19 protein-coding genes are annotated in these 23,200 nt (G+C 29.4%); 16 read left to right on the forward strand and 3 right to left on the reverse strand.

What is annotated here, in order from left to right; genetic code table 11:
* Positions 1–51 precede the first annotated feature (51 nt).
* Entirely contained in the window at positions 52–471 is a 420-nt protein-coding gene (locus AC1QSP_RS04490) for a hypothetical protein (protein WP_484079965.1), read from the forward strand.
* 39 nt (positions 472–510) lie between these two features.
* Here the strand turns inward: AC1QSP_RS04490 and AC1QSP_RS04495 are convergent, their stop codons facing one another.
* Positions 511–1,488: an IS110 family RNA-guided transposase gene (locus AC1QSP_RS04495; protein WP_484079966.1), complete on the reverse strand. Its 978-nt coding sequence runs from the start codon at positions 1,486–1,488 to the stop codon at positions 511–513.
* A gap of 434 nt (positions 1,489–1,922) precedes the next feature.
* Between AC1QSP_RS04495 and AC1QSP_RS04500 the strand changes: the two genes are divergently transcribed.
* Entirely contained in the window at positions 1,923–2,309 is a 387-nt protein-coding gene (locus tag AC1QSP_RS04500; protein WP_484079967.1) for a DUF2750 domain-containing protein, read from the forward strand.
* Between the two features lie 241 nt (positions 2,310–2,550).
* Here AC1QSP_RS04500 and AC1QSP_RS04505 read toward each other — a convergent pair whose 3' ends face one another.
* Positions 2,551–3,558 (reverse strand): IS110 family RNA-guided transposase, encoded by a 1,008-nt coding sequence (locus AC1QSP_RS04505; protein WP_484079968.1) that lies wholly within the window; start codon positions 3,556–3,558, stop codon positions 2,551–2,553.
* A gap of 244 nt (positions 3,559–3,802) precedes the next feature.
* Between AC1QSP_RS04505 and AC1QSP_RS04510 the strand changes: the two genes are divergently transcribed.
* The 10 genes from AC1QSP_RS04510 (at position 3,803) to AC1QSP_RS04555 (ending at position 13,010) form a co-directional block, all read left to right on the forward strand.
* Positions 3,803–5,032, forward strand: coding sequence for a WG repeat-containing protein (locus AC1QSP_RS04510; protein WP_484079969.1), 1,230 nt, complete (start codon positions 3,803–3,805; stop codon positions 5,030–5,032).
* A 208-nt stretch (positions 5,033–5,240) separates the two neighbouring features.
* Positions 5,241–6,053 carry a hypothetical protein gene (locus tag AC1QSP_RS04515; RefSeq protein WP_484079970.1) on the forward strand — a complete coding sequence of 271 codons (813 nt, stop codon included), beginning with the start codon at positions 5,241–5,243 and terminating at the stop codon, positions 6,051–6,053.
* Positions 6,054–6,296: 243 nt separating this feature from the next.
* Complete coding sequence (locus AC1QSP_RS04520) at positions 6,297–7,709, forward strand: M1 family aminopeptidase (RefSeq protein ID WP_484079971.1); 1,413 nt, start codon at positions 6,297–6,299, stop codon at positions 7,707–7,709.
* 223 nt (positions 7,710–7,932) lie between these two features.
* Positions 7,933–8,535, forward strand: coding sequence for a hypothetical protein (locus AC1QSP_RS04525; protein WP_484079972.1), 603 nt, complete (start codon positions 7,933–7,935; stop codon positions 8,533–8,535).
* 229 nt (positions 8,536–8,764) lie between these two features.
* Positions 8,765–9,184 (forward strand): hypothetical protein, encoded by a 420-nt coding sequence (locus AC1QSP_RS04530; RefSeq protein WP_484079973.1) that lies wholly within the window; start codon positions 8,765–8,767, stop codon positions 9,182–9,184.
* Positions 9,185–9,425: 241 nt separating this feature from the next.
* Positions 9,426–10,664 (forward strand): hypothetical protein, encoded by a 1,239-nt coding sequence (locus AC1QSP_RS04535; protein ID WP_484079974.1) that lies wholly within the window; start codon positions 9,426–9,428, stop codon positions 10,662–10,664.
* A gap of 226 nt (positions 10,665–10,890) precedes the next feature.
* A complete protein-coding gene (locus AC1QSP_RS04540) occupies positions 10,891–11,421 on the forward strand; it encodes a hypothetical protein (protein ID WP_194184013.1) in 531 nt (176 codons plus the stop codon).
* A 238-nt stretch (positions 11,422–11,659) separates the two neighbouring features.
* Positions 11,660–12,115, forward strand: coding sequence for an SMI1/KNR4 family protein (locus tag AC1QSP_RS04545; RefSeq protein ID WP_484079975.1), 456 nt, complete (start codon positions 11,660–11,662; stop codon positions 12,113–12,115).
* Between the two features lie 206 nt (positions 12,116–12,321).
* The gene (locus tag AC1QSP_RS04550; protein WP_484079976.1) at positions 12,322–12,609 is read left to right on the forward strand and encodes a hypothetical protein; all 288 of its coding nucleotides are present in this window, start codon (positions 12,322–12,324) and stop codon (positions 12,607–12,609) included.
* A complete protein-coding gene (locus AC1QSP_RS04555) occupies positions 12,609–13,010 on the forward strand; it encodes a DUF5958 family protein (protein ID WP_484079977.1) in 402 nt (133 codons plus the stop codon). The genes AC1QSP_RS04550 and AC1QSP_RS04555 overlap by 1 nt, the downstream gene beginning before the upstream one ends.
* A gap of 229 nt (positions 13,011–13,239) precedes the next feature.
* Here the strand turns inward: AC1QSP_RS04555 and AC1QSP_RS04560 are convergent, their stop codons facing one another.
* The gene (locus tag AC1QSP_RS04560; RefSeq protein WP_484079978.1) at positions 13,240–14,247 is read right to left on the reverse strand and encodes an IS110 family RNA-guided transposase; all 1,008 of its coding nucleotides are present in this window, start codon (positions 14,245–14,247) and stop codon (positions 13,240–13,242) included.
* A gap of 356 nt (positions 14,248–14,603) precedes the next feature.
* On the opposite strand from AC1QSP_RS04560, the gene AC1QSP_RS04565 reads away from it, so the two are divergent.
* The 4 genes from AC1QSP_RS04565 (at position 14,604) to drmB (ending at position 23,156) form a co-directional block, all read left to right on the forward strand.
* Entirely contained in the window at positions 14,604–14,948 is a 345-nt protein-coding gene (locus tag AC1QSP_RS04565; RefSeq protein ID WP_484079979.1) for an SdpI family protein, read from the forward strand.
* Positions 14,949–15,191: 243 nt separating this feature from the next.
* Complete coding sequence (locus AC1QSP_RS04570; RefSeq protein ID WP_484079980.1) at positions 15,192–17,636, forward strand: hypothetical protein; 2,445 nt, start codon at positions 15,192–15,194, stop codon at positions 17,634–17,636.
* Positions 17,629–21,219: a helicase-related protein gene (locus tag AC1QSP_RS04575; RefSeq protein WP_484079981.1), complete on the forward strand. Its 3,591-nt coding sequence runs from the start codon at positions 17,629–17,631 to the stop codon at positions 21,217–21,219. The genes AC1QSP_RS04570 and AC1QSP_RS04575 overlap by 8 nt, the downstream gene beginning before the upstream one ends.
* Complete coding sequence (drmB, locus tag AC1QSP_RS04580; RefSeq protein ID WP_484079982.1) at positions 21,219–23,156, forward strand: DrmB family protein; 1,938 nt, start codon at positions 21,219–21,221, stop codon at positions 23,154–23,156. The genes AC1QSP_RS04575 and drmB overlap by 1 nt, the downstream gene beginning before the upstream one ends.
* Positions 23,157–23,200: the final 44 nt, after the last annotated feature.

A 23,200-nucleotide genomic window follows, 5' to 3' on the forward strand; every position in this document is an offset into this window, starting at 1 on the left:
CCATCGCCAATTTGCCAGCCGTTAGCTGTAATGCGACAAAAAAAACTGTAAATGAAAACATTCTGTTATCTAATCATATTATTATTAATTTTTACAGCTTGTAATTCTTTAAGGAGTGCTCATTATTTAAATGATGAGGAAATTGAAATGACTGTAAAAGTTATTGAAATAAGAGATTCTGAAAAATACTCATACTTTAAAGTGACAGATACTAAAAATTCTATAAAGGACACTATTCACATAGTTTCTTTTAAGAATTCAATAGAAAAAATAACTAATGATAAAATACACCTGAAAAATATCTATACATTCAGAATGAAAAGAATAAAACCTATAGTTTCAACTATGGAACAATTAGGAGCATTCATTATTGTAGATAATGACACACTACAAAAGGCATCTGCGATTTCTAAAATTTCAATTTTTTACAAGAGTTTAAACACTAATGGTTTAGAAATAAATCAACAATAGCACTACAGCTAACATGAACTGTGTAAAAAAACAAGTTTTTTAATCAATTTTTACAACAAAATTTTCATGGTAAAATGTTTTATTTTTTACCACTCCAAATACCAATTTAAGCAGCTTATTGCACACAGCGATTAACGCTGCTTTTTTGTTCTTTCCTTTCTCTACTAATCGATCATATAATGCACGACAATAACCATTACTTTTCTTGGCATTTAAAGCGCACATATACAAGATATTTCTTAGTTGTTTACCTCCTTGTTTACATATTCGTACTCGACCTCGAATACTACTTCCACTTCGATATTCGGTCGGACTTAATCCTGCATAAGAGATTAATTGTTTATACGATTCCATGTCTTTAAAACTTTGCGTATAAACCATTAATTCTGCTGCTGATCGCTTTCCTATTCCTTTCACACTGCTTATTAAGTGGAGTGTTTCTTCATCCCATTCTACCAATTTGGTATGCAATTCAAGCTCTAATTTCGACTTCTCTTCTTTTAATAATTTGATGATCTTAAGGAAGCTTTTTTCTATCTTTTTTGCATTAAATGGACACTTCTTTAGACTATGAATTTGATTGCTAAATTTCGTGATTTCCTTAGTTAAATCATGGATCGAATTATTTAACGAGCGACATTCAAAGTACGATGAATCGGGCATTGTGTATTTTTCTGGTTCCCGATCACAGCCATATTCATAAATCCTTTTCGCATCTTTTTTATCCGATTTATTACGTTCTAAATGCATCTGAATATAACGCTTGATTTGAAGCGCATTTACAACACTAAAACAACATTTTTTTTCATTCAAAAAAAATATTAAATTCAAATGATAAACTCCTGTTGCTTCCATTACGAAATGTGTATTATTTCCTACTTCTTTTAGAAGTTTTCTAAATCCAGTTAACGTATTGGAAACTTGTAAATGTTGTTCTATTCCTTCCTTATTTTTAAAATAAAGATCTAACGTTTCATTTGATACATCAATACCACAATAGTTGATTTTTTCATTCATTTGTTCTATATTTAATTTCTATAGGAGAGAACTAATCTTGCAATGAAACCTACTATCCTAGCACGAACTTTTTGTTCAAATAAACTGTACGGTTTTTGGCAAGAAATGAGCAGGGATTATCATGTTAGCGAAGCTTTATGCTTAATAGTATTTACGATCTTAATCTGCCCATTGAGTTCTTTCTTTTTTTATTTGCTATATATCTTAAATATAATCAATTACAAACATAGGAAAGTATTTGCAAAAAACGGGCTGAAAGTAAACTTTCACCCTATCTTTTTCCACTCGCAAAATTGCTTTTCTTAAAACATTAAACTAAATTAGTTTTAGAAAAGAGCAATTTGCTTGAACACACGAACTTGAGCTTTCGCTCAATTTCTCCCCGTTCTTCGCAAATACTCGGCTCGTTAGCTGAAACCGCACCCAAAAAACATATGAAAATAAATATTCAAGAAATTGAAAATGTTTCTAAACTAAATCCTTTTGAGAGATATAAATATTTCATTAAGAAATTAGCTGATTTAGAAATCTTTTATACTCTAAAAGACGAAAATAATAATTATGTAATTTCCGAGCTTGAAAATCATCAACTTTTTCCTCTATGGAATTTTAAAGAATTTGCGGAATTATGTTTAATTGATGAATGGAAAAAATTTAAAATTAAAGAATTATCTCTTGATGATTTACAAGATGAAATAATAGATTTAGTTTCAAATGAAAATTATTTACTAAACATTTTTCCAATTGGGTTGAAAACTGGTTTCGTTGTTGATTTAGAAGAATTTATAAGTGACTTAAAAGAAGAATTAGATAAATATTAATGCGGCATCAGCTAACATCGGCTTGGCAAAATGCGGGGTTAAGTGCAAAATTGAACTTCTCGCCTTTTTATCCGCCAAAAGCTGTTTGCTTTTGTTTTTTTATTAAATTTACCAAAAGGCTCACAGCTTTGGCTACGTTTCGGTCTGAATTGAACTTTTGCTCAATTCAAGCCCGCACTTCGCATTCTATGGATAAAAACAAACCTTTTTTATGTTTTTTTTATGTTTTTTTTCTATTTTTTTATGCTGCAAATTTTTGAATATTTACATAAGCAGATCCACGATTGATTACTGCAAATACTCTTCCTAATAGTTTGCATCGGATATTATTTAGAACCAACATTTTTGATTTCCCTTCTTCCAATTTCTTTTCGTAATAGAGCTTTAATTCTGGATCACATTTCTTTGCATTCATTGCACACATATTAAGCAATGATTTTAGTTTTTTATCGGCAAAATGACTTACTTTCGTTCGTCCTTTGATTGAACTTCCTGAGCTGTATTCAAACGGAGCTACGCCAGCATAACAACTTAATTGACGTGAATTTTTAAAGGTTGTAAATCCTTTGGTTACTAATATCAAATAGATTGATGTCATCGGACCTAAGCCAGGAATACTTTGTATGAGTTTATTTTGATGATGCAATTCATCATTCATTTTTACAATTTCTTGCATTCGTTTTTCTATCTTTTCAATGGCTTTCTTTAGGTGATTTATGGTCGATTTATTCACGCGCTCTATCTCAGAAAACACCTCTTTTGGTAAATATTCTATACCTTCTTTTGTACTGTCTAAAACCTTGATGGCCTTAAGTAATTTCTCACGTTCTGTAAATAATAAGCGAAGTTTTAAAAGATCTTTTTCTGGAATTTTACCTAATCTCAATTTGTAAAAATGTGTATGAGAATAAATGGCAATATCCTTCGAATCGGCTTTGTCTGATTTACCACGTACAAGTCCTTTACTTCGTTTGATTTCAATTGCTGGAATCATCCAATAATCCAACTCTTGATCCGATAAAAAACAACACAATGGCATAGAATACACACCGGTATCTTCAAAACTAAAAAGTACGTCTGATGTGTGAATTTCTCTCTTTTTTAAAAACTGTAAAAGCTCCTTTAATCCTTTTTTATCATTTGTTACGATAAAATGATGGGATTGATGAAGTTCATTTTCTTTACAAATCGTTACATCTAATTTTAATTTAGATACATCAATACCAATAAAATACAAATACTTTTTCATACATTTGAAATTAAGATTTATAAAAGGAGTTGATTACTTTATAGCCTTTAGTAGACCTCGATGTCTCTCATTCTATTTGAAGCTGATCAACTTTTGTAAAAGGATTTGTAGAAGACTAATGCGAAGTATAGATCTCGAAATCTTGCCAAGCCGATAGGTCACTTCTACAATCCTTTTTTATAAGTAATTTAATAAAAAACAAAGTAAAGGCCAAGCCGCGGCCCGTTGGCTACAATGTTGAAAAATGAGAATACATATAACAATAGTACTAATATTAACACTTTGTCTTTCTAAACAAGGATTATTGGCTCAAGAATTAAAACCTTTTGAATCAAATGGATTTTATGGTTACAAAAATGAACTTGGAGAAGTGATTATTGAACCTCAATATCAATATGCGAGAAAATTTATAGAAAACTATGCAGTAATTACTCAAAATGATAGTTTAGGAATAATTGACAAACAAAACAAACAGATTATTCCAACAAAGTATGAGTATTTGAGTTATGTAGGAAATGACAAATTCGTTTTTGGTTATCGTGCAAAATATTTTGGAGAATACAATTTAGGAATAATAACCTCGCAAAACAAAATAATTTTACCGCCAAAATACTATCATATTAAACCCGAAAAAGAATTTTTTATAGTAAATAAACAATCGTACAAAATAATCGATAGTTCTGAAGTTTATGACACACGAGAAATAACAAACAAGTATGGTGTTGTTGATAGTTTAGGAAATGAAATTTTAGAACCTATTTTCTCTTGGATTCAATTTCTCTCAAACAATTTCATAATTGCAACAAAAGAACTAAATGGAAATTATGCTCTTTTCGACAACAAATTTAAACAATTAACCGAATTCAAGTATATGGTAATTGGAGAGTTTTATGACGGATTATCCAAAGTTCGAGAAGGAAACTATTTTGGTTATATAAATACAAAAGGCGAAGAGGTTATTAAGTGCCAATACGATTTAAATTACATATTCATTGACAGTTTGGCAATTGCAAGAAAAAACGGAAAAGCTGGAATTATAAACACTAAAAATGAAACCGTTTTAGATTTCAAATACCAAAGTTTAGGAATTCCATTCAAAAAACAAGTAGTGGCTTCAGACAGCTTAAAATGGGGAATAGTGAATTTTAAAGATAAAATATTATTGGAGTTTGATTACGACAATGTATTAAGTGAATTTAAAGGAATAACTGCGTTAGAAAAAAATAATAAATGGCAAGTTTGGGATTATGAAAACAAAAAACTGTTATCTCAAAAATATGACGAACTCAAATTAATTGAAGGGGACGAAAGTACTGTTCTTGGATTTGGAAAAATTAAACCTAAAAAATATTCTCAATCAATTGCTCTAGCAAGAATTGACAAAAAATGGGGAATAATAAACGATAAAGGAATTATAGTGATTCCAATAGAATATGAAATGAACGAATTGTATGAAAAAATAAAAACACTGTAGCCAACAAGGGTTTTGCAAAATGGCGGGGTTCCGTCTAAGTTGAAATTTTCGTCTTCTTAATCCGCAAAAAGCCAATTCTATTGGCTTTTTTTGTAATTTAGCAAATAGAAATTGGCTTTGGCTTAGTTTCGGTCTGAATTGAACTTTCGCTCAATTCAAGCCCGCACTATCGCCAAGCCTCGAAACGTTGTGTGTAATTTTCTCCAAAATGAAACAAATAATTTTTCTATTATTTTTAATTCTATCATTGTCTTGTGAGAAGAATGATACTATTCAGAAATTCATTGATGAAATTCATACAAATGATACAAATTGTTTAAGTGCTGTAAAAAAGGCAGAAAACGATTTAAAAAATAAAAAAAATATTTATTGTAAAAGCTATGGAATGCTATCAAATTTGGAAGAAGAAAGGCACACTAAAGAATTCGATAGTATTCTAAATTCTAAAAACATAGAAATCAAAATTGCTCATTATTCTGATATAGTTTATGAAAATAAACGTCAAAATTGCTATTGTGAATTAATAAACTTGGTTTTTGAAGAAAAATATGGAAGTAAATTTATTGATTCTATTCACTTTTTATCAGATAGTATTTGGATACGAAAAAAAACAGATTTAGTATTTTCAAAACACGGTTTAAATGGCATATGGAATAAACCTGCTTTATTTCCAGGGGATAAATTTTATGATTCAGAATATCATACTGGATTACAGGAAAAATTTGACGAATTGTTTAATAAATACGATAGAAACTATATAGTTACAAATAAAGAAAATGGAAACGGTGTTGCGAATATAAGAATAGATGTTTATGTAGATAGATTGGGAAATGCGACTATAAATAATTATTACATTACATACTTTGATGTAGAAGCTAAAAAAGAAAATTACAATAAATCTTATCACGAATCGATTAAAAATTTAGCATTTAAGTTAATCAACGAGACCAAATGGAAACCAGCAACTGTTGGAAATATATACGTTAATTCGGAATTTTCAGTGATTATTAATCTAAAATAAAAACTACACACAACATCGGCTTGGCGAAATGCGGGTTAAGTGCAAAATTGAACTTTTGTGCATATTAAGTCGCCAAAAGCCAATTTTATTGGCTTTTTGTTTAAATTAGCAAATAGAAATTGGCTTTGGCTTAGTTTCGGTCTGAATTGAACTTTCGCTCAATTCAAGCCCGCACTATCGCCAAGCCTCGAAACGTTAGCAGTAATTATGACCGACATATGTAGTAGAAATATCTTCAAACAAATGAAACAAAATTTTATTATTCTTTTATCTTTATTAATGAGTTTAACAACAAATGCTCAAGATAAAATCCCAAAAATATCAGGTACAGCAAAATTTTCGGTTGAAAATGGGACAATTGAGTGTGATATTATTTTAAGTGATTATTCTCAAATCAACAATTATCTTATACGCTTAAATAAGGGATTGAATATCCTTAACATACAAAGTGTAGAACCTAACGAGTTTTTACTTGGATATAAACGTGAATTGTCGGATAGCTTACAAACTTACGAATCGGTTTCGTACTATTTTCCAGCTGATGTGAAAGGTCAAAAATTTCTACCAAAAAAATTGCGCTTTAGATACGTTGGTAAATTTCCAGTTATTAATGATACCATTTCTGAAAATTATCAAAAAGCCGATTGGAGAGGCAATATAGCCTTTATGAATGGATTATTACGAATGGATGGCTATCAATCTGCTTGGTTTCCTACATTGTATGATATTGACAATGACTTTCAATACGAACTTGTAAAATATGATATTGAACTCATTTGTGAAGACTGCGAACAAATTTACATTAATGGCTCAAAACCTATAAATGCCAAAAGAGGACATTTCGTAAGCGAAAGCCCAAGAGAACCTTATATTTTCATCGGAAAATATGATATACAAGAAGCCGAAAATATTACGTTGTTAAATGCAGATTTTACGAAAAATCAGGTTGCTGAATTTGATGAAATTAATGGCAAGGTTGTAGATTTTTTGAGTTCTTATACCAATATCTCATATCTCGAAAAAGTACATTGGGTACAGGCATATTTGACCGCAAATGAAAAAGGTTATTTTGCTTTTGCTAGTAATCCAACTTTTACAATTTGTGGTAATCCGCCAAGTGATTTGAAGGCAACTTTTGACAAACAATTGGAAGGAGGATTTTTATTGACATTGGCACACGAATTGAGCCATTATTATTTTGGAACAATAAAAAATTGTAACACTACATTAGAGAATTTGCTTGACGAAGGTTTTGCGGAATTTATGTCTTTAAAATTTGCTGAGAGCATAGGAATGGAACAGAAAGTTAAAGAATCGCTCAAAAGTAGTTTGGAGTATGTAGAAGATGAAGATTTTAAATTTAAACCAATCGGAGAGATTTCCAGTTTAGCTGACATTAACGACAGAGAAACTTACGGTTATGATTATCAACCTTTGATTTTATTTAGCATAGAAAAAGAAATCGGGAAAGAAAAAATGAAACAGTGGATTCGACTTTTATTAAAGAGTGACACACCAACATCCGATAAGGATTTTATGAAGAGTACATTGCGAGAAGTAATTGGAAATGAAAAAGATTACTCAAAAGTTATCAATAAGTTTTTTCACGGAGAGCATACAGTAAAAAACATAAGTGAAACTCTTAAATTATTATAACTACTGCTAACATGGTATTGCCAAAAGCGGGGATGAAGTAATAAATTGAAAGTTTGTTCTTCGTTCACCGCCAAAAACGAATTTTATTCGTTTTTTATTTTTAAATTTAACTCATAATAATTCGTTTTGGCTAGCCTCGGTGCAAAATCGAAACTTTCAGCTTCGATTTCCCCGCCTTCGGCAATACCCGAAACGTTAGCTGCAAGCATTAAAAAAATTACATATGAACTTTGATTTTGCTGAAAAAATAAATTATGAACTTGAAAAGTTAAATTTTGAGAATGCAATAACTATTGCAAAAAAACATTTAAATGAAATTAACCAAACTTCATTTCATAAAATATTAGAGCATTCATTTACAAATAATGTGGAAGATTGTATTAAATGGATCGATTCTTTTTATAAGAAAATCTCTAAGCACTCAGAAATAAAAGCATTCTATTTTGAATTAAACGAATTTGATATAAATACTGAAAAGTGGTATATACAATGTTTTGCTTTTGAATTTGATGGCGGCTATAATCCTGAAGATATGGAATGGTTATCAGATTGCAATCCTGAAATAATGACTAAGGAAGAATTTGTTTTAACTGGACTTGAAGATTTTCAGAATTTATTTGAAAACTTTGAAAACTTAATTGAAAATGATGAAGTTTCTCAAGAGTTGCAAGATGCAAGAGATTGGACTGAGCAAATCATTATTTCAAAGTTTATGCAATTTATACATAAAGTACATTTAACTGCTAAAAATAATAATTTAGAATGGGCTAATATTCCATTTTATTTTACCGAACATGAATATGATTTCATCGTTCAGTCTAAATAATAAATGCCAGCAGCTAACATAGCATTTGCGAAAAACGGGCTGAACCCTTCGACAAGCTCAGGATAAAATCCAACTTTCATACCATCTTTTTATACTCGCAAAATTGCTTTTCTAAAAACTTTCAATTAATTTAGTTTTAGCCAAGCAATTTGCTTGAACGGCTGAACTTGAACTTCGTTCAAATTCTCTCCCGTTCTTCGCAAATACTCGGCTCGTTATCTGCAATTTTATGCCAACCGTGATTAACAAAAAGATTTCAGCAATATTTATCATTTTAATTATTACATTATTTGGCTGTAATAAATATGAAAAGATTAATTATAAATTTTCAGGAAAAGATTTGTGCAATGACAAAAATGGAATTCCAATAAAATTTATAACTGAAGAAGACATAAAAAATAATGGAATCAAAAAAATATTTGATTTTCAAAAAGATGAAAAACAAGACAGTGTTTTTATAAGTTTCAAAACGATAAGTGATTGTTGTCAAAAACCAAATGATAGTTTGATAATTTCTAAAACTGAAATAAAATTCTTTGCAAACTTTAAAGCTTCCTCACTTTGTGATTGCTATTGTGATTATCTTTTTGAATATAAAATGTCAAAAAAATTCATCAACAAACGAAAAATATTGATCGAAAACAATTAATAAAAACTGCAGATAACAAAGTATTTCGCAAAAAACGGGCTGAACCCTTCGACAAGCTCAGGATAAAATCCAACTTTCATACCATCTTTTTATACTCGCAAAATTGCTTTTCTAAAAACTTCAACTTAAATTAGTTTTAGCCAAGCAATTTGCTTGAACGGACAAACTTGAGCTTTCGCTCAAATTCTCTCCCGTTCTTCGCAAATACTCGGCTCGTTATATGCCATTTTACAGAAATTCAATGAAAAATATATTCACTTTTTTTACACTAATAATATCTCTAATTGTTTTTTCACAGAATAAAAAAGATTACTTAAAACAAAACCGTTTTGACCTTGAAGAACCTGATTTTAATTTTCCTCAAACAGATTTTAATATTCTTGGTTTTGGAGCTTATCACGGAAGTGCTAAAACATATGAAGCTGAACTCTATTTAATTAAAAATCTTAAAAAACAGAATGCACTTGATTATTATATTCCAGAAACAAATTTTAGTCAAGCATTTTACTTTCAACAATATTTAGATACAGGCAATGAAGAACTTTTAAAAGAATTGACTTTAGCATTTCAAACAATTGTAAGCCAAGAAGGAACTATTGAGACTTTTGAACATTGGAAAAACTTGAGATTACTAAATCAATCATATAAAAATAATCCAATAAAAATAATTGGTTTTGATATTATCAACGAATATAAATTTCCTATAAAGCATATTTTATTTTTAACTGAAAATATTGAAGATTGGACTTTAAATGAAGAATTAAAAAATATATTCACTAATAAAGATTTAGATTTTAGTATTCGTAATAAAGAAGTTGCTTTACTTTTAAAAAACTTCATAACGGATTATAAAACTAATAAAGACCTATATATTCATCAAATTAAGGATACGATAAGTTTTAATCACATTATTAAAAACATTGATTATACTTTTGAAGAAAAAAGTGAACGAGAAAAAATTATTTATGATAATTATATTTCTTTAAAAGAGATTTACAAACTTGAGTCAAAAAAGCAATTTGCTAAATATGGTTTTTTTCATATCCAAAAAGAACGAGAAAAAAATTATCCTTCATTTTTCACTCGACTAATTGAAAATGAGATTTATAAAAAGGATAAGGTCATTTCAATAATTGGTTATTTAACTAAAAGCGAAGTTCTTTGGGATAAAATTTATGACAAAAAAGGAAATTACCAAAAGTTTACAACTGAAAAGGGCTATGGAATTGGAGACTATTGGAAAGAATATTTTAGAGGTATTAGCAAATTGAAAAGTACAAAACTATCAGATATAACTCTTTTCAGGCTTAATAATGTAAATACACCTTATAATAAAGAAACTGATTTGATAGAAGTTAATTTGTTTCTAAAAAAAAGTAATGGAAAATACCTTATTGGTAAATCAACTACCGATTTTATTGATTATGCTGTTATAATTAGTAACTCAAAAAATCAAATTCCAATTGAAGAAATGAAGTAAAAACGGCATATAACATCGTATTGGCGAAATGGCGGTTTATGAGAGAAATTGAAAGTTTCTCTTTTTTTGTCGCAACAGCCTTTTATATTTCCTTTTTTCATAAATTTAGAAAATAATAAAAGGCTGTTGCTTAGGTTAGTGCAAGATTGAAAGTTTTGGCTTTCTAATCTGCCACTATCGCCAATACGCGGCCCGTTAGCTGTAATCTTCCTAAGATTTCGCAAAAATGAAACTATCCGAAAAACACATTAATTTTAAAAATAAATGCAAAAAAATAATTGGTGAAAAAATCCAAAAAATTGAATATGCAGAAATAAATTATAATCCAGAAAAACCTACTCCATTTTTTGAAACAAGGTCTTCAAAAATTCATACAATTGATTACTCGATTTTCTTTATTACCGAAAAAAACACGATAGAATTTTACTGGGATTCTGAATTTACACAGTATGCATTAGGAATAAAAATTAATGAAAAAACTATTTTTACCAAAACAATAAAATGGAATCTTTCAGAAAATGAATTTTGGAAAAACGTTATTGGCCAAAAAATTAAAGCTGTTGAAATTGGATGGGAAAATGAATTTGGAGAACCTTACCCTCAATTTATTACAATAAAGTTTGAAAACACAACTGAAATTTATATTAGTGCTGCTGAATTCATAAATGATGATGACAAAATTGCATTCGGATTTAAAGACAATCTGTTAGTTTCAAACGATAAAAAAATTGCTCTTGAAACTAAAATAATAATGTAAAGCACGACTACAGCTAACAAAGTATTTCGCAAAAAACGGGCTGAATCCTTCGACAGGGTCAGGATAAAATCCAACTTACATCCCATCTTTTTCCGCTCGCAAAATTGCTTTTCTAAAAACTTCAACTTAAATTAGTTTTAGCCAAGCAATTTGCTTGAACGGACAAACTTGAGCTTTCGCTCAAATTCTCTCCCGTTCTTCGCAAATACTTGGCTCGTTGTACGCAATTTTTCAAAATATGACATTTGAAGATATAAAATCAAAATATTCTGAACGAGAACCAGCGTTCCCACCGAATTATCCTGAACCGAATGAAACGGAATTGAATAAACTAATTGAAAAATATAAATGTCAGTTTCCGAAATCATTTATCGAATTTCAACTAAAATATTGCAAAGAAATTCCGATCGGAAATTTTGCTTTTGATGGATTTGGTTTTGCAAATAGCTTACTTGAACCTTACATGAGTTTAGAAGAAGTATTAAAAGATTATGCAGAATTAAAATTACCCGAATATCTAACACCTTTCAAACAAGATAATGGAGATTTTTGGTGTTTTGATAATAGAAGTTCTAAATCTGAATATCCTATTGTGATTTTTGACCATAACTCAAACGCTATTGAATCTAACCCAAATTATAAATGGAAAAATTTCATAGATTGGATTGACAAAACTATGGAAGATGAATATTAAATAAACTGCGTACAACAAAGTATTTCGCAAAAAACGGGCTGAAAGTAAACTTTCATCCCATCTTTTTCCACTCGCAAAATTGCTTTTCTAAAAACTTTCAATTAATTTAGTTTTAGCCAAGCAATTTGCTTGAACGGACGAACTTGAGCTTTCGCTCAATTTCTCTCCCGTTTTTCGCAAATACTCGGCTCGTTAGCGGCAATATTATGACAACGACATCGCAAATCAAGCACCTAATTGAAAAGTTTGAAATTAAAGAAAAAATTGAAAAATCATTTTTAAAAATTCTTGAAATTCATACTTGTGATGATTTGGATATTGAAAACAAAAATATCTCGATAAACATAAAAAATATTGAACATTTTAAAACTGAATTGGGATATAATAAATTTCAAACACCATTATTAAACAACCTAAAAAATGAAATCGGATATTTTGCGTTAGTTATAACAGATGAAAACGAAACAATAGACGAATATTTTGTGATAAACTAATGAATAAAATAGAAATTTTAATAAATCAAATTGCGCAGAATCAAATTGATTTTGAAATTGGTTGCAAAACTATTTTAACTAACCAAAATTTTGACTTTAAAAAAGTTTTCATTCATTTAAGAAATTACATCTATAATTCAATTCCAAACAAAATAGATTACAATTCAGAAACATATCAAAAAGCAATTACCACGATTCCATTAAAACCGACTTTTACACCAATTATAATTTTAAAATCGTTTTCAACTAAAATTGCATTTGACAAACTTGAAAAACTATCAAAAAGCGAACAAGAAAAGATAATAATTTCTTTGTTATGGATATTTAAAGAAACAGATACTCATAGACGAAAAACAGAATGTGTAAATGGTTGTGGACACGAATGGCACAATATAAAATAATACTGCCGCTAACATCGGCTTGGCAAAATGCGGGGTGAAGTGCAAAATTGAACTTCTCGCCTATTTTATCCGCCAAAAGCTGTTTGCTTTTGTTTTTTTTATTAAATTTACCAAAAGGCTCACAGCTTTGGCTACGTCTCGGTCTGAATTGAACTTTCGCTCAATTCAAGCCCGCACTTCGCATTCTATGGATAAAAACAAACCTTTTTTATATTTTTTTTCTATTTTTTTATGCTGCAAATTTTTGAATATTTACATAAGCAGATCCACGATTGATTACTGCAAATACTCTTCCTAATAGTTTGCATCGGATATTATTTAGAACCAACATTTTTGATTTCCCTTCTTCCAATTTCTTTTCGTAATAGAGCTTTAATTCTGGATCACATTTCTTTGCATTCATTGCACACATATTAAGCAATGATTTTAGTTTTTTATCGGCAAAATGACTTACTTTCGTTCGTCCTTTGATTGAACTTCCTGAGCTGTATTCAAACGGAGCTACGCCAGCATAACAACTTAATTGACGTGAATTTTTAAAGGTTGTAAATCCTTTGGTTACTAATATCAAATAGATTGATGTCATCGGACCTAAGCCAGGAATACTTTGTATGAGTTTATTTTGATGATGCAATTCATCATTCATTTTTACAATTTCTTGCATTCGTTTTTCTATCTTTTCAATGGCTTTCTTTAGGTGATTTATGGTCGATTTATTCACGCGCTCTATCTCAGAAAACACCTCTTTTGGTAAATATTCTATACCTTCTTTTGTACTGTCTAAAACCTTGATGGCCTTAAGTAATTTCTCACGTTCTGTAAATAATAAGCGAAGTTTTAAAAGATCTTTTTCTGGAATTTTACCTAATCTCAATTTGTAAAAATGTGTATGAGAATAAATGGCAATATCCTTCGAATCGGCTTTGTCTGATTTACCACGTACAAGTCCTTTACTTCGTTTGATTTCAATTGCTGGAATCATCCAATAATCCAACTCTTGATCCGATAAAAAACAACACAATGGCATAGAATACACACCGCTATCTTCAAAACTAAAAAGTACGTCTGATGTGTGAATTTCTCTCTTTTTTAAAAACTGTAAAAGCTCCTTTAATCCTTTTTTATCATTTGTTACGATAAAATGATGGGATTGATGAAGTTCATTTTCTTTGCAAATCGTTACATCTAATTTTAATTTAGATACATCAATACCAATAAAATACAAATACTTTTTCATACATTTGAAATTAAGATTTATAAAAGGAGTTGATTACTTTATAGCCTTTAGTAGACCTCGATGTCTCTCATTCTATTTGAAGCTGATCAACTTTTGTAAAAGGATTTGTAGAAGACTAATGCGAAGTATAGATCTCGAAATCTTGCCAAGCCGATAGGTCACTTCTACAATCCTTTTTTATAAGTAATTTAATAAAAAACAAAGTAAAGGCCAAGCCACGGCCCGTTGTACGACATTTTATCCAAACATTTGTATAAAAGAATTTTTTTTGAATATTAATGAAGACAGTTTAAAAATCAATCTTGATTGGATTTGAATTTTAGAAATGATTTTTTTATAGATAAAATAGCTTTAAAATGAATTTTGAAAATCCTATTTTTATAAATGCTTTATTAATTGGTTCAGTTTTTATTATTGCTGGAATTATACTTTATAAATTCCCTCCAAAAAAAATTAACTCTTTGTATGGATACAGAACAAAAAATTCTATGAAGAATGAAACAAATTGGAATTTATCACAAAAATATTCCGCAAGAATTATGATAATACTGGGTATATTTTACTCTTCATTCCTATTAATCTTATCAAATTTTAAAATTAATGAAAATGTTGGTTTAATATTAAGTTTGGGATTAATGTTCATAATGTGTTTCGGAATATTTTATTTAACGGAAAAAAAACTAAAAAGAATTGAGAAATAAAAAAACGTCGTACAACATCGGTTTGGCGCAACTCGGGTTAATGTGCCACATCCAACTGATTGAAAATTTATACTACAAAACCATTTCCAATTACTTTTTTGATTATTTTAGTAATCGGAAATGGTTTTGTTACGCTTGGTGAAATCGTCGAACTTCTCGCCTATTTAGCCCGAGCTGCAGCCAAGCCGTTTCTCGTTATGCGACACCCTAAACTAACACCATTGGAAACACAATTGTTATTTAATGAAAAATCAAATCCAAAACTACTTAGATTTAATTCATAAAGAAATACAAGAATGTTATTCAAACGAAATCAATTTACGTGAAACTGATTTTGAAAAATACAGCGTATTTGACATCGTAAACTTTCATTTGATTTATCAATATATTCTAAACGACAACTCTGAAAAAAAGGATTTTTTTATAAGCATACCTGAGGAAGAATATAGAGAAAATTTTTTTGCTTCGATTTTTCATTCAATTGTCTTAATTAAACTATATCAAAACTACTTTAATTATGAATCTACAAATCCTCCTATTGATGGAGGTGATTTAGTATATTCTCATAGAAGAAAAAGAGTTTTTCAAGTTGTTAGAAAAAGTCCAACAGGTTTAACTCTAAAATATAAATTTCCTAAAAAAAATGAGGGAGAAGGAAGTTTCACAATTAGCGGTCATAAATTTTACAAAATAAATCCTAACTTATCAAATGGGAGAAACACTTCTAATAATATCGACAACTATGTTTGTTTTCTAAATAATGTATTTAGCGACAACTTTCCTTTTATAACCGATTTTAAAAACAGAACCTTGGTAATTGCTGAAAAGCAATTTTTTAGGGAAAGTAAATTTTTGCCAATTAGATACACGAATAAAAATGGAAAAATCAGCAATGACTTACCATTTTTTAGTTACTTGGTTGAGTGCTGCAACGACTTCCCTTCAGCACAAAACTTTCTTTTGAACGAAAATCAACAGTTTGATGAAATTATAATTATTGGTGATGCTAAATACCGGAATTGTTTTGATTTTATTCTACAAGAAAAATACAGGGATAAATACAAAAACATTATAATTATTGGTACAGATAAACCAAATTCTGCAAATCATTTTATAGAATGGTTGTGGTCAAACGATGAAGTAAAAATTGCAAACAATGAGACTCCAAATGAAATAACAAAAATAAAACTAAATAACAGCAATCTTTATTCGTTGTTTTTAGAGTTACAACAAGAAATTCAAAAAATAAAAGATGAGAGTAATGTAAATCTAGCTTTCATTTTGAAATATACTAATTTCTTTCTGAGAATCATTTTAGTAAATACGAATCTTTCAAAAGGTATTTATCAAGAATATTTAGATCGATTAAATCATTACTTTCAAAGTGATTCTTTTTCTCAAGAATTAAACAATCTTTTTTACAACAAAAACATTTATAACCCAAACACAATCAAGGGTTACACCGACCGAATATTTGTTTTGTTTTCCAAAATTTCAAGCACCTTGGAAAGCGAGAATTTGAAATGGAATTACATCAAACTAAAAGCAAAAGGAAATCATACGAAAACATTTTATTTGATTGTTGAAAAGAAAATGTATGATGCAGTTTACAATCAAATAAAGAACGAAAGAATAAACAACATTCGTTTAATCAGCGACAAAAGAATTGACAATTCAAAGCTCTATTTAGAAAAATGGTTGAATGATGAACAGTTAAATTCTCATAGCCGAGTTGTAATTATCCCGTACCTAAACAACCTTGAATTATACTCTAAAATTAAATCAATAAAGGGAATTTGCGAAATTCTTTGTTACGAAAATTTAGATGAAATATCTTTTGACAATGTTGAACATTCATATCAAAATCAAGAAAAGACCAAATTGAATCACAAGGATAGATTAGAATTTTTTCAAACAAATTTCACTCATTCAACAGAATTGAAAAAAAGAGAATTAGATGATATATTTTCTTTTGACTTGAATAGTGAAAGTTTTAGAAACAATCCATATGAAACTATTGATTTACCAAAAGAACAAGCAATTTATGAAATTGAATTTAGTGACGGAACCAAAGATAGATTTGATTCTTCAAAAGGTGTTTTTCTAATTGAAAATGGCGAACAAATAAAAACGACAATTGGAGAAGTCTATGTAAATGCTACTATCCGATTCTACCAAAACAATAGTAAGGAAGATTTTAGAAAAATCCTCAAGATATTCGATACAGAAAATTTATTAGATTCGTTTGATAAATATGCAGACAGTTGGAAATTAACTTTGAAAGATTTGTCTAAAAATTTTAATAGCACAGAAAAATTTTTCGAAGCTTTATTTACATCATTCAAGATAAATTACAATACTTTTCGCTTGTATTTGGACGAAAAATCCTCAACAAGATTTCCAAGAGTGAGAACTTTGGAAGTTATTCGAGATTTTTGTTTGAAGAACAATCGTTCAAACGATTTAATCGTAACTGAATTTGAAAAATTCAAGATTTATTCTAAAAAAGACCATTCCATAAGGCAACAAGCAGGAAAGATTTTGGGTAATGATTTATTAGATTTTGTTGCTTCTAATAAAGAAGAAAAAAGTGATTCTCTAAAAAAATTACCGAATGAAATTTTAGAAAAACTAACAGCAACAATTCAAGAAAAAACAATTATAAAAAAGACTTTGGTAGATGAATAACTATTTAAAAGAGCCGAGATTGATATTTCGGGACACAATCAAAAATAATTTGATTGGACCCGGTTCTGATGTCTTTATTTCTGATATTGATAACGAAATAATTTCTGATTATCCATTAAGTAGATATTATTCAGGCATTCTGTTCCCTGAACGTGATATGGAAGTTTCTATCGGAGAAAAAGAAACACACGATGCAAATGCAGAAATTGAAGATGATAATATTGAAACAGTAATTCCTGAAACTAATAGTACTGATGAAAATTTTGATGAAGATATTGACAAAAGTAAAAATGTAGAGTTAGAAAAAGAATATTCTGAAGCTAATCAATATTTTCCAACCAATTTTGGTTTAACATTCTGTGTTCCGAAAGATGCAGAAACTTTAACTGTGACATTCAATTACGCTAAGTACATCCAAATTAAACCTACTGAAGCAACTATTGAAATTTCTGAAGATGATTTCAAAAAATTTTCTGAAAACCCATACAATTCAGTAAGCAAATATTTTAAGTATGAAAACGGATTAATGTCTTTGAACAAAGAGGAATTTGACAAAGGAGACTTATCTGTTCATACTTATAGAAATCGATTTAAAGAAAATGAACAACAGACAGAGCTAATTGACAGTGTAGCCTACAAAAAAGGAGAATTACTATTAGGTCGGCTATGGAAAAGAGTGAAGATTGAACCTAAAATTGTTGAAGTAAATCTAACAGAGGTAAATATTGATGAATCTAAAGAGTATCCATTAGATCTAAATCAAGACGACAATTCAATTGTCACTTGCTTTTACAAAAAGATTTATGAAACACATTATGGAAAATTCATAAAAATTTTGTTAGCAAATAGACTTAACCATCCAAAAAATAAATTCTCGTTCAGTAATGAACAATTAAATATAAATTCAATATTTCAAGGAGAAATTTCAATTACAGGAACGACGTTTTTACCTTACAAACAACTTTCAGAAATAAATCCTTTTGATGAAGAATTAAACATAATCAATTTTCAATATAGAAAAGAACACTCTTTTGCAATCGGACACGGTTGTGCGGTTACCTGGAATGACGAAAAAAAACCAACGGAATTAAAAACTACTTTTTTACCTGAAGTTGACATTAAAAATTATAGTAATGCTTTTAAAGAGGATTTCCCTGAAAATTTGAAAGACATTACTGAATTAAAAAAACTTTCAATTTGGAGTGATTTAGACAAATCAACAATCATTCAAAAATTGAAACTTTTTGCACAAGAGTACAAGAATTGGATAACTGAACAAGAAAAAACAACTGCAGAAGACAATTTTAAAAAACCGCTAAACACCATTTTAGAAAAGCAAAATAAAACATACGAAAGATTAATTAAGAATATAGACTTTCTAAATGAAAACAAAGTTGCTTTTAAAGCCTTTTTGTTGGCAAATACAGCAATGTATATTCAAATGTTAATCTCAAACAAAGATTTATTTGGAAATAAAGGAATTGAGTTATCAGAAATCAAAAGTGATTTTGAGTACAATAGTTTAGATTTTTTCAAAAATCACACATTCAAGCCCAATTACAGACCTTTCCAATTAGCGTTTTTCCTTTTAAACATAGAATCTACAATCAACGAAGATTCTGACGACAGAAACAACGTTGTTGATTTGCTTTGGTTTCCGACAGGTGGAGGAAAAACAGAAGCGTATTTGGCAATTACAGCTTTTACGATAATTAGCAGAAGAATTTTACACGGAAAGGATTCGGACGGAGTTTCTGTGATTATGCGTTATACATTGCGTTTATTGACTGCACAACAGTTTGAACGTGCAACAAAATTGATTCTTTCTTTAGATTTTTTAAGACGATTTTTCAAACCAAATGAAGATTATTTCTTTGGTGATGATAAAGTTTCTATTGGAATGTGGGTTGGTGCTTCTACAACACCAAATTCATATAAAGATGCTCAAACAATATTCAAAAAAACGTTTGCTGAAATAACAAAACTGAATAACAAAAAAGCAGGAGATTATCGGAAAGCAAATACTTTTCCTATTACAAGCTGTTCTTGGTGCGGTTGTAATTTGGTTTCTCAAAATAATTCAGGAAGATTTGATTTAGGTTACAAAGCAACAAACAATACTTTCTCAACTAATTGCTTAAATCCAAGTTGTGCGTTTAATGCAGAATTGCCAATTTATTTTGTTGATGATAAAATTTATCAAAATCCACCGACTTTGCTTTTTGCAACAGTTGATAAATTCGCAATGCTCTCACACAGAGAAGAAGGACACCATCTTTTCAATTCACAAGATGAAAAGAAATTACCACCCGACTTAATTATTCAAGATGAATTACACTTGTTAAGTGGTCCTTTAGGTTCTATCACTGGTTTATACGAATCAATCGTTGAATTACTATCTACAAAAGGAAAAAGAAAACCCAAAATCATTACATCAACAGCAACGACAAGAAATACTGAGCAACAAGTTAAAATGCTATATGGAAATAGAGAATTGAACATTTTCCCACCAATGGGTGTAACTTATGACGATAATTTCTTTTCTTATGTTTCAACTGAAAGCAAACGAAAACATATTGGCTTTATGCCAACAGGGAAAACTGCTTTAAACTCGCAAATACGAATTTTAGGAAATTTGCTTTTGGCAAGAATTAAATTGTTTAAATATTACAGAGTAAAAGAAAGTTTAACGCAAGAAGAAGCAATACATAGAGAAAATAATTTTTGGACGATTGTTTCATTCTACAATAGTTTGCGAGATGTTGGAAAAGTTTATAATAAAGTCCCTGCGGAAATTTCAGACTTTTTAAAACTCTTACATAATCGCTATCAACTGCCAAAACAAACTTATGGTTTTAATTATTTCGGACTTGCAGGAAGAACAAAAGAATTGACGAGCAGAATTGAAAGTAATTCTATCAAAAAACTATTAAACGAATTAGAAATGCCATTTAGCTTGGTTGCAAAAGATGGTTATAATTTCGTTCAAAATTCGGTAGATTTGGTTTTGGCTTCCAATATGTTTTCAGTTGGTATTGATATTGAACGATTGAATGTAATGTTAATGAACGGACAACCTAAAAACGTTGCCGAATACATTCAAGCATCAAGCCGTGTAGGACGAAAAGACAAAGGAATTGTAATAAATTTATTGGACGCTAATCGTTCAAGAGATAAATCCTATTTTGAAAATTACGTTCCGTTCAACAACGCTTATTACAAATTCGTTGAACCGTTAAGTGTTACACCATTTACAGAAATTGCTTTAGATAAAGTTTTAGCGAGTTTGCTGGTTTGTTATGTAAGACACAAACAAGGTTTATATTTAGACAAACGAGCAAAAGATTTTACAGGAGATTATAGAGAACTTGAAAGTTTTATTTCAGAGCGAATTAAAAACAAAAAACAATTGGATTATGCTTTAGAAAAACTGAAAGTTTTAGCCGAAAAATGGACAACCAAAGAAGGCGATTTGACTTACAAAATTCTGATTAAAAAAATGTCTGATTTAGATGATTGGAGTTTGATGATGTCAATGAGAGAAATAGATACAAACAGCATTGTAAAAATAATAAATAAGTAATGGGACAATTTGAGCAAATACAAACAAGAAAAGCCATTAGTTCTTATGGTGGTGTTGGTTCTATTATAGAAACAAGAGACGGTTCGATACTGATTGATAATTTTAATGAATGGCCATTTTTCCAAACCGTAAACGGAAATTTTGAAGAACATAATTTCATAATTGATAAACGTTTTAAAAATCGTCTAAGCAGATATTTTCAAGAATTAGAGCACTTGGTAAAAATCCCTGTTAACGATTTAAAACAAGGATTTAAGCCCGAAAATCCATTTGCTTTTTTGTCAGCCAAATATTTTCCAGAATGGTTTTATTGTAATAATTGTCACCGCTTTGACAGAATTGATAATTGGAAAAGAAATTGGGAGAACAACGTAAATTCAGAACATAAAGAGAATTTTTATCCACCAAAATGTTATAATTGTTATGTTAAAAATCGAGAAAAAAAAAGAAAATTATTTGACTTAGAGCAAGTTCGCTTTGTCTTGACATCTCCTAATGGAGAAATAGCCGATATTCCTTGGGATAAATGGGCAATGTTTAAAAACAAGAAAAAAGAAGACAAAAAAGAAACTACTGAAACCATAAACGAAGAGGATATTATTACACTTGGGAACATTCAAGTTCCGGATGATGCATTTTTTGAATATAAAACTTCTGACAAATTAGACGATTTGAAAGGTATTTGGATAATTGCAAAAAGAAAAAGCGGTGAACAATTAAACTTTACCACCCTTTCAGGTCTGTTCAATTTAAGAGTAAAAATCCAAGATTTAATACCAAACTCAAAAGAAACAGACATTTTATTCAAACCTGTTATCCGTTCTAGTAATAGTGTTTATTATCCAAATATTTTATCGAGTATTTACATACCAGCAAATGATGAATTAAATGAAGCACTTATAAAAAAAATAAAAGAATATTATGAGGATGATTTTACTGTTTCACAGATTATTAAGATTCTAAAAAAAGAGAGTGGGAGAGAATTTTCTGAACAACTAATTCAAGATTTAATCAACAAAAATTTTAGTGAACGAGAACTTGAAATTGCAAAAACAGAAAATCAATACAGATTTGATGAGTATAGATACATAACCAGTAAAACTACACCTCAAAGTATTGAAAACAAATTAATCTTTGAAAAAATTGATGAATCTTTATATCAAAAAGATTTACTAAAATCCATTTTCAAAATGGATAAAATAAAAATTACATCTGTTCAAACATCTTTTACACGACAAGAACCGATTTCATCAAATTTGATTTTGAAGGATGAAGACTCGGAAAAAGTAACAAAAGAGAGCATTGTGAAAAAATTCACTTCTTCTTTTGGCAAATCCACAAAATATTTGCCTGCAATAGAAAGTTTTGGTGAAGGAATCTTCTTTGAATTTAACAATGAAATTTTAAATAATTGGATTGAGCACAATCCAAAGATAAAAGAACGAGTATCAATTCTTATCGGAAATCAAAGCCATTTTGAATCACACTTAAATGATGATTTTGAGTTAAACCCAAAATATGTTTTAATACATACTTTTTCGCATTTAATCATTAAGGAATTAGAGTATTTATGTGGATATCCATCAACATCTATTCAAGAACGACTTTACATTGACGATGAACTTGGAATGAATGGAGTTTTGATATACACAATTGCCGGGTCAGAAGGCAGTTACGGAGGAATTACTTCTATTTGCGATGATAATAAAATTGGAAAGCTTATTGAATCTGCTATGATTCGTGCTACTGACTGTGCAACAGACCCGATTTGTTATCATACACACGGACAAGGTGTAGCAAACTTGAATCTTTCAGCTTGTTTCAGTTGTACTTTGTTGCCCGAAACATCTTGCGAAAAATTCAATTGTTATCTGGATAGAAGAATTTTAATTGACAAAGATTACGGATATTTTAAAGACTTAATAAACAAACCGTGAAAAGGGCGGTCGCATAACATCGTATTATCCAAAGTTTCTTTGCA

This window comes from Faecalibacter sp. (genome assembly GCF_057177045.1).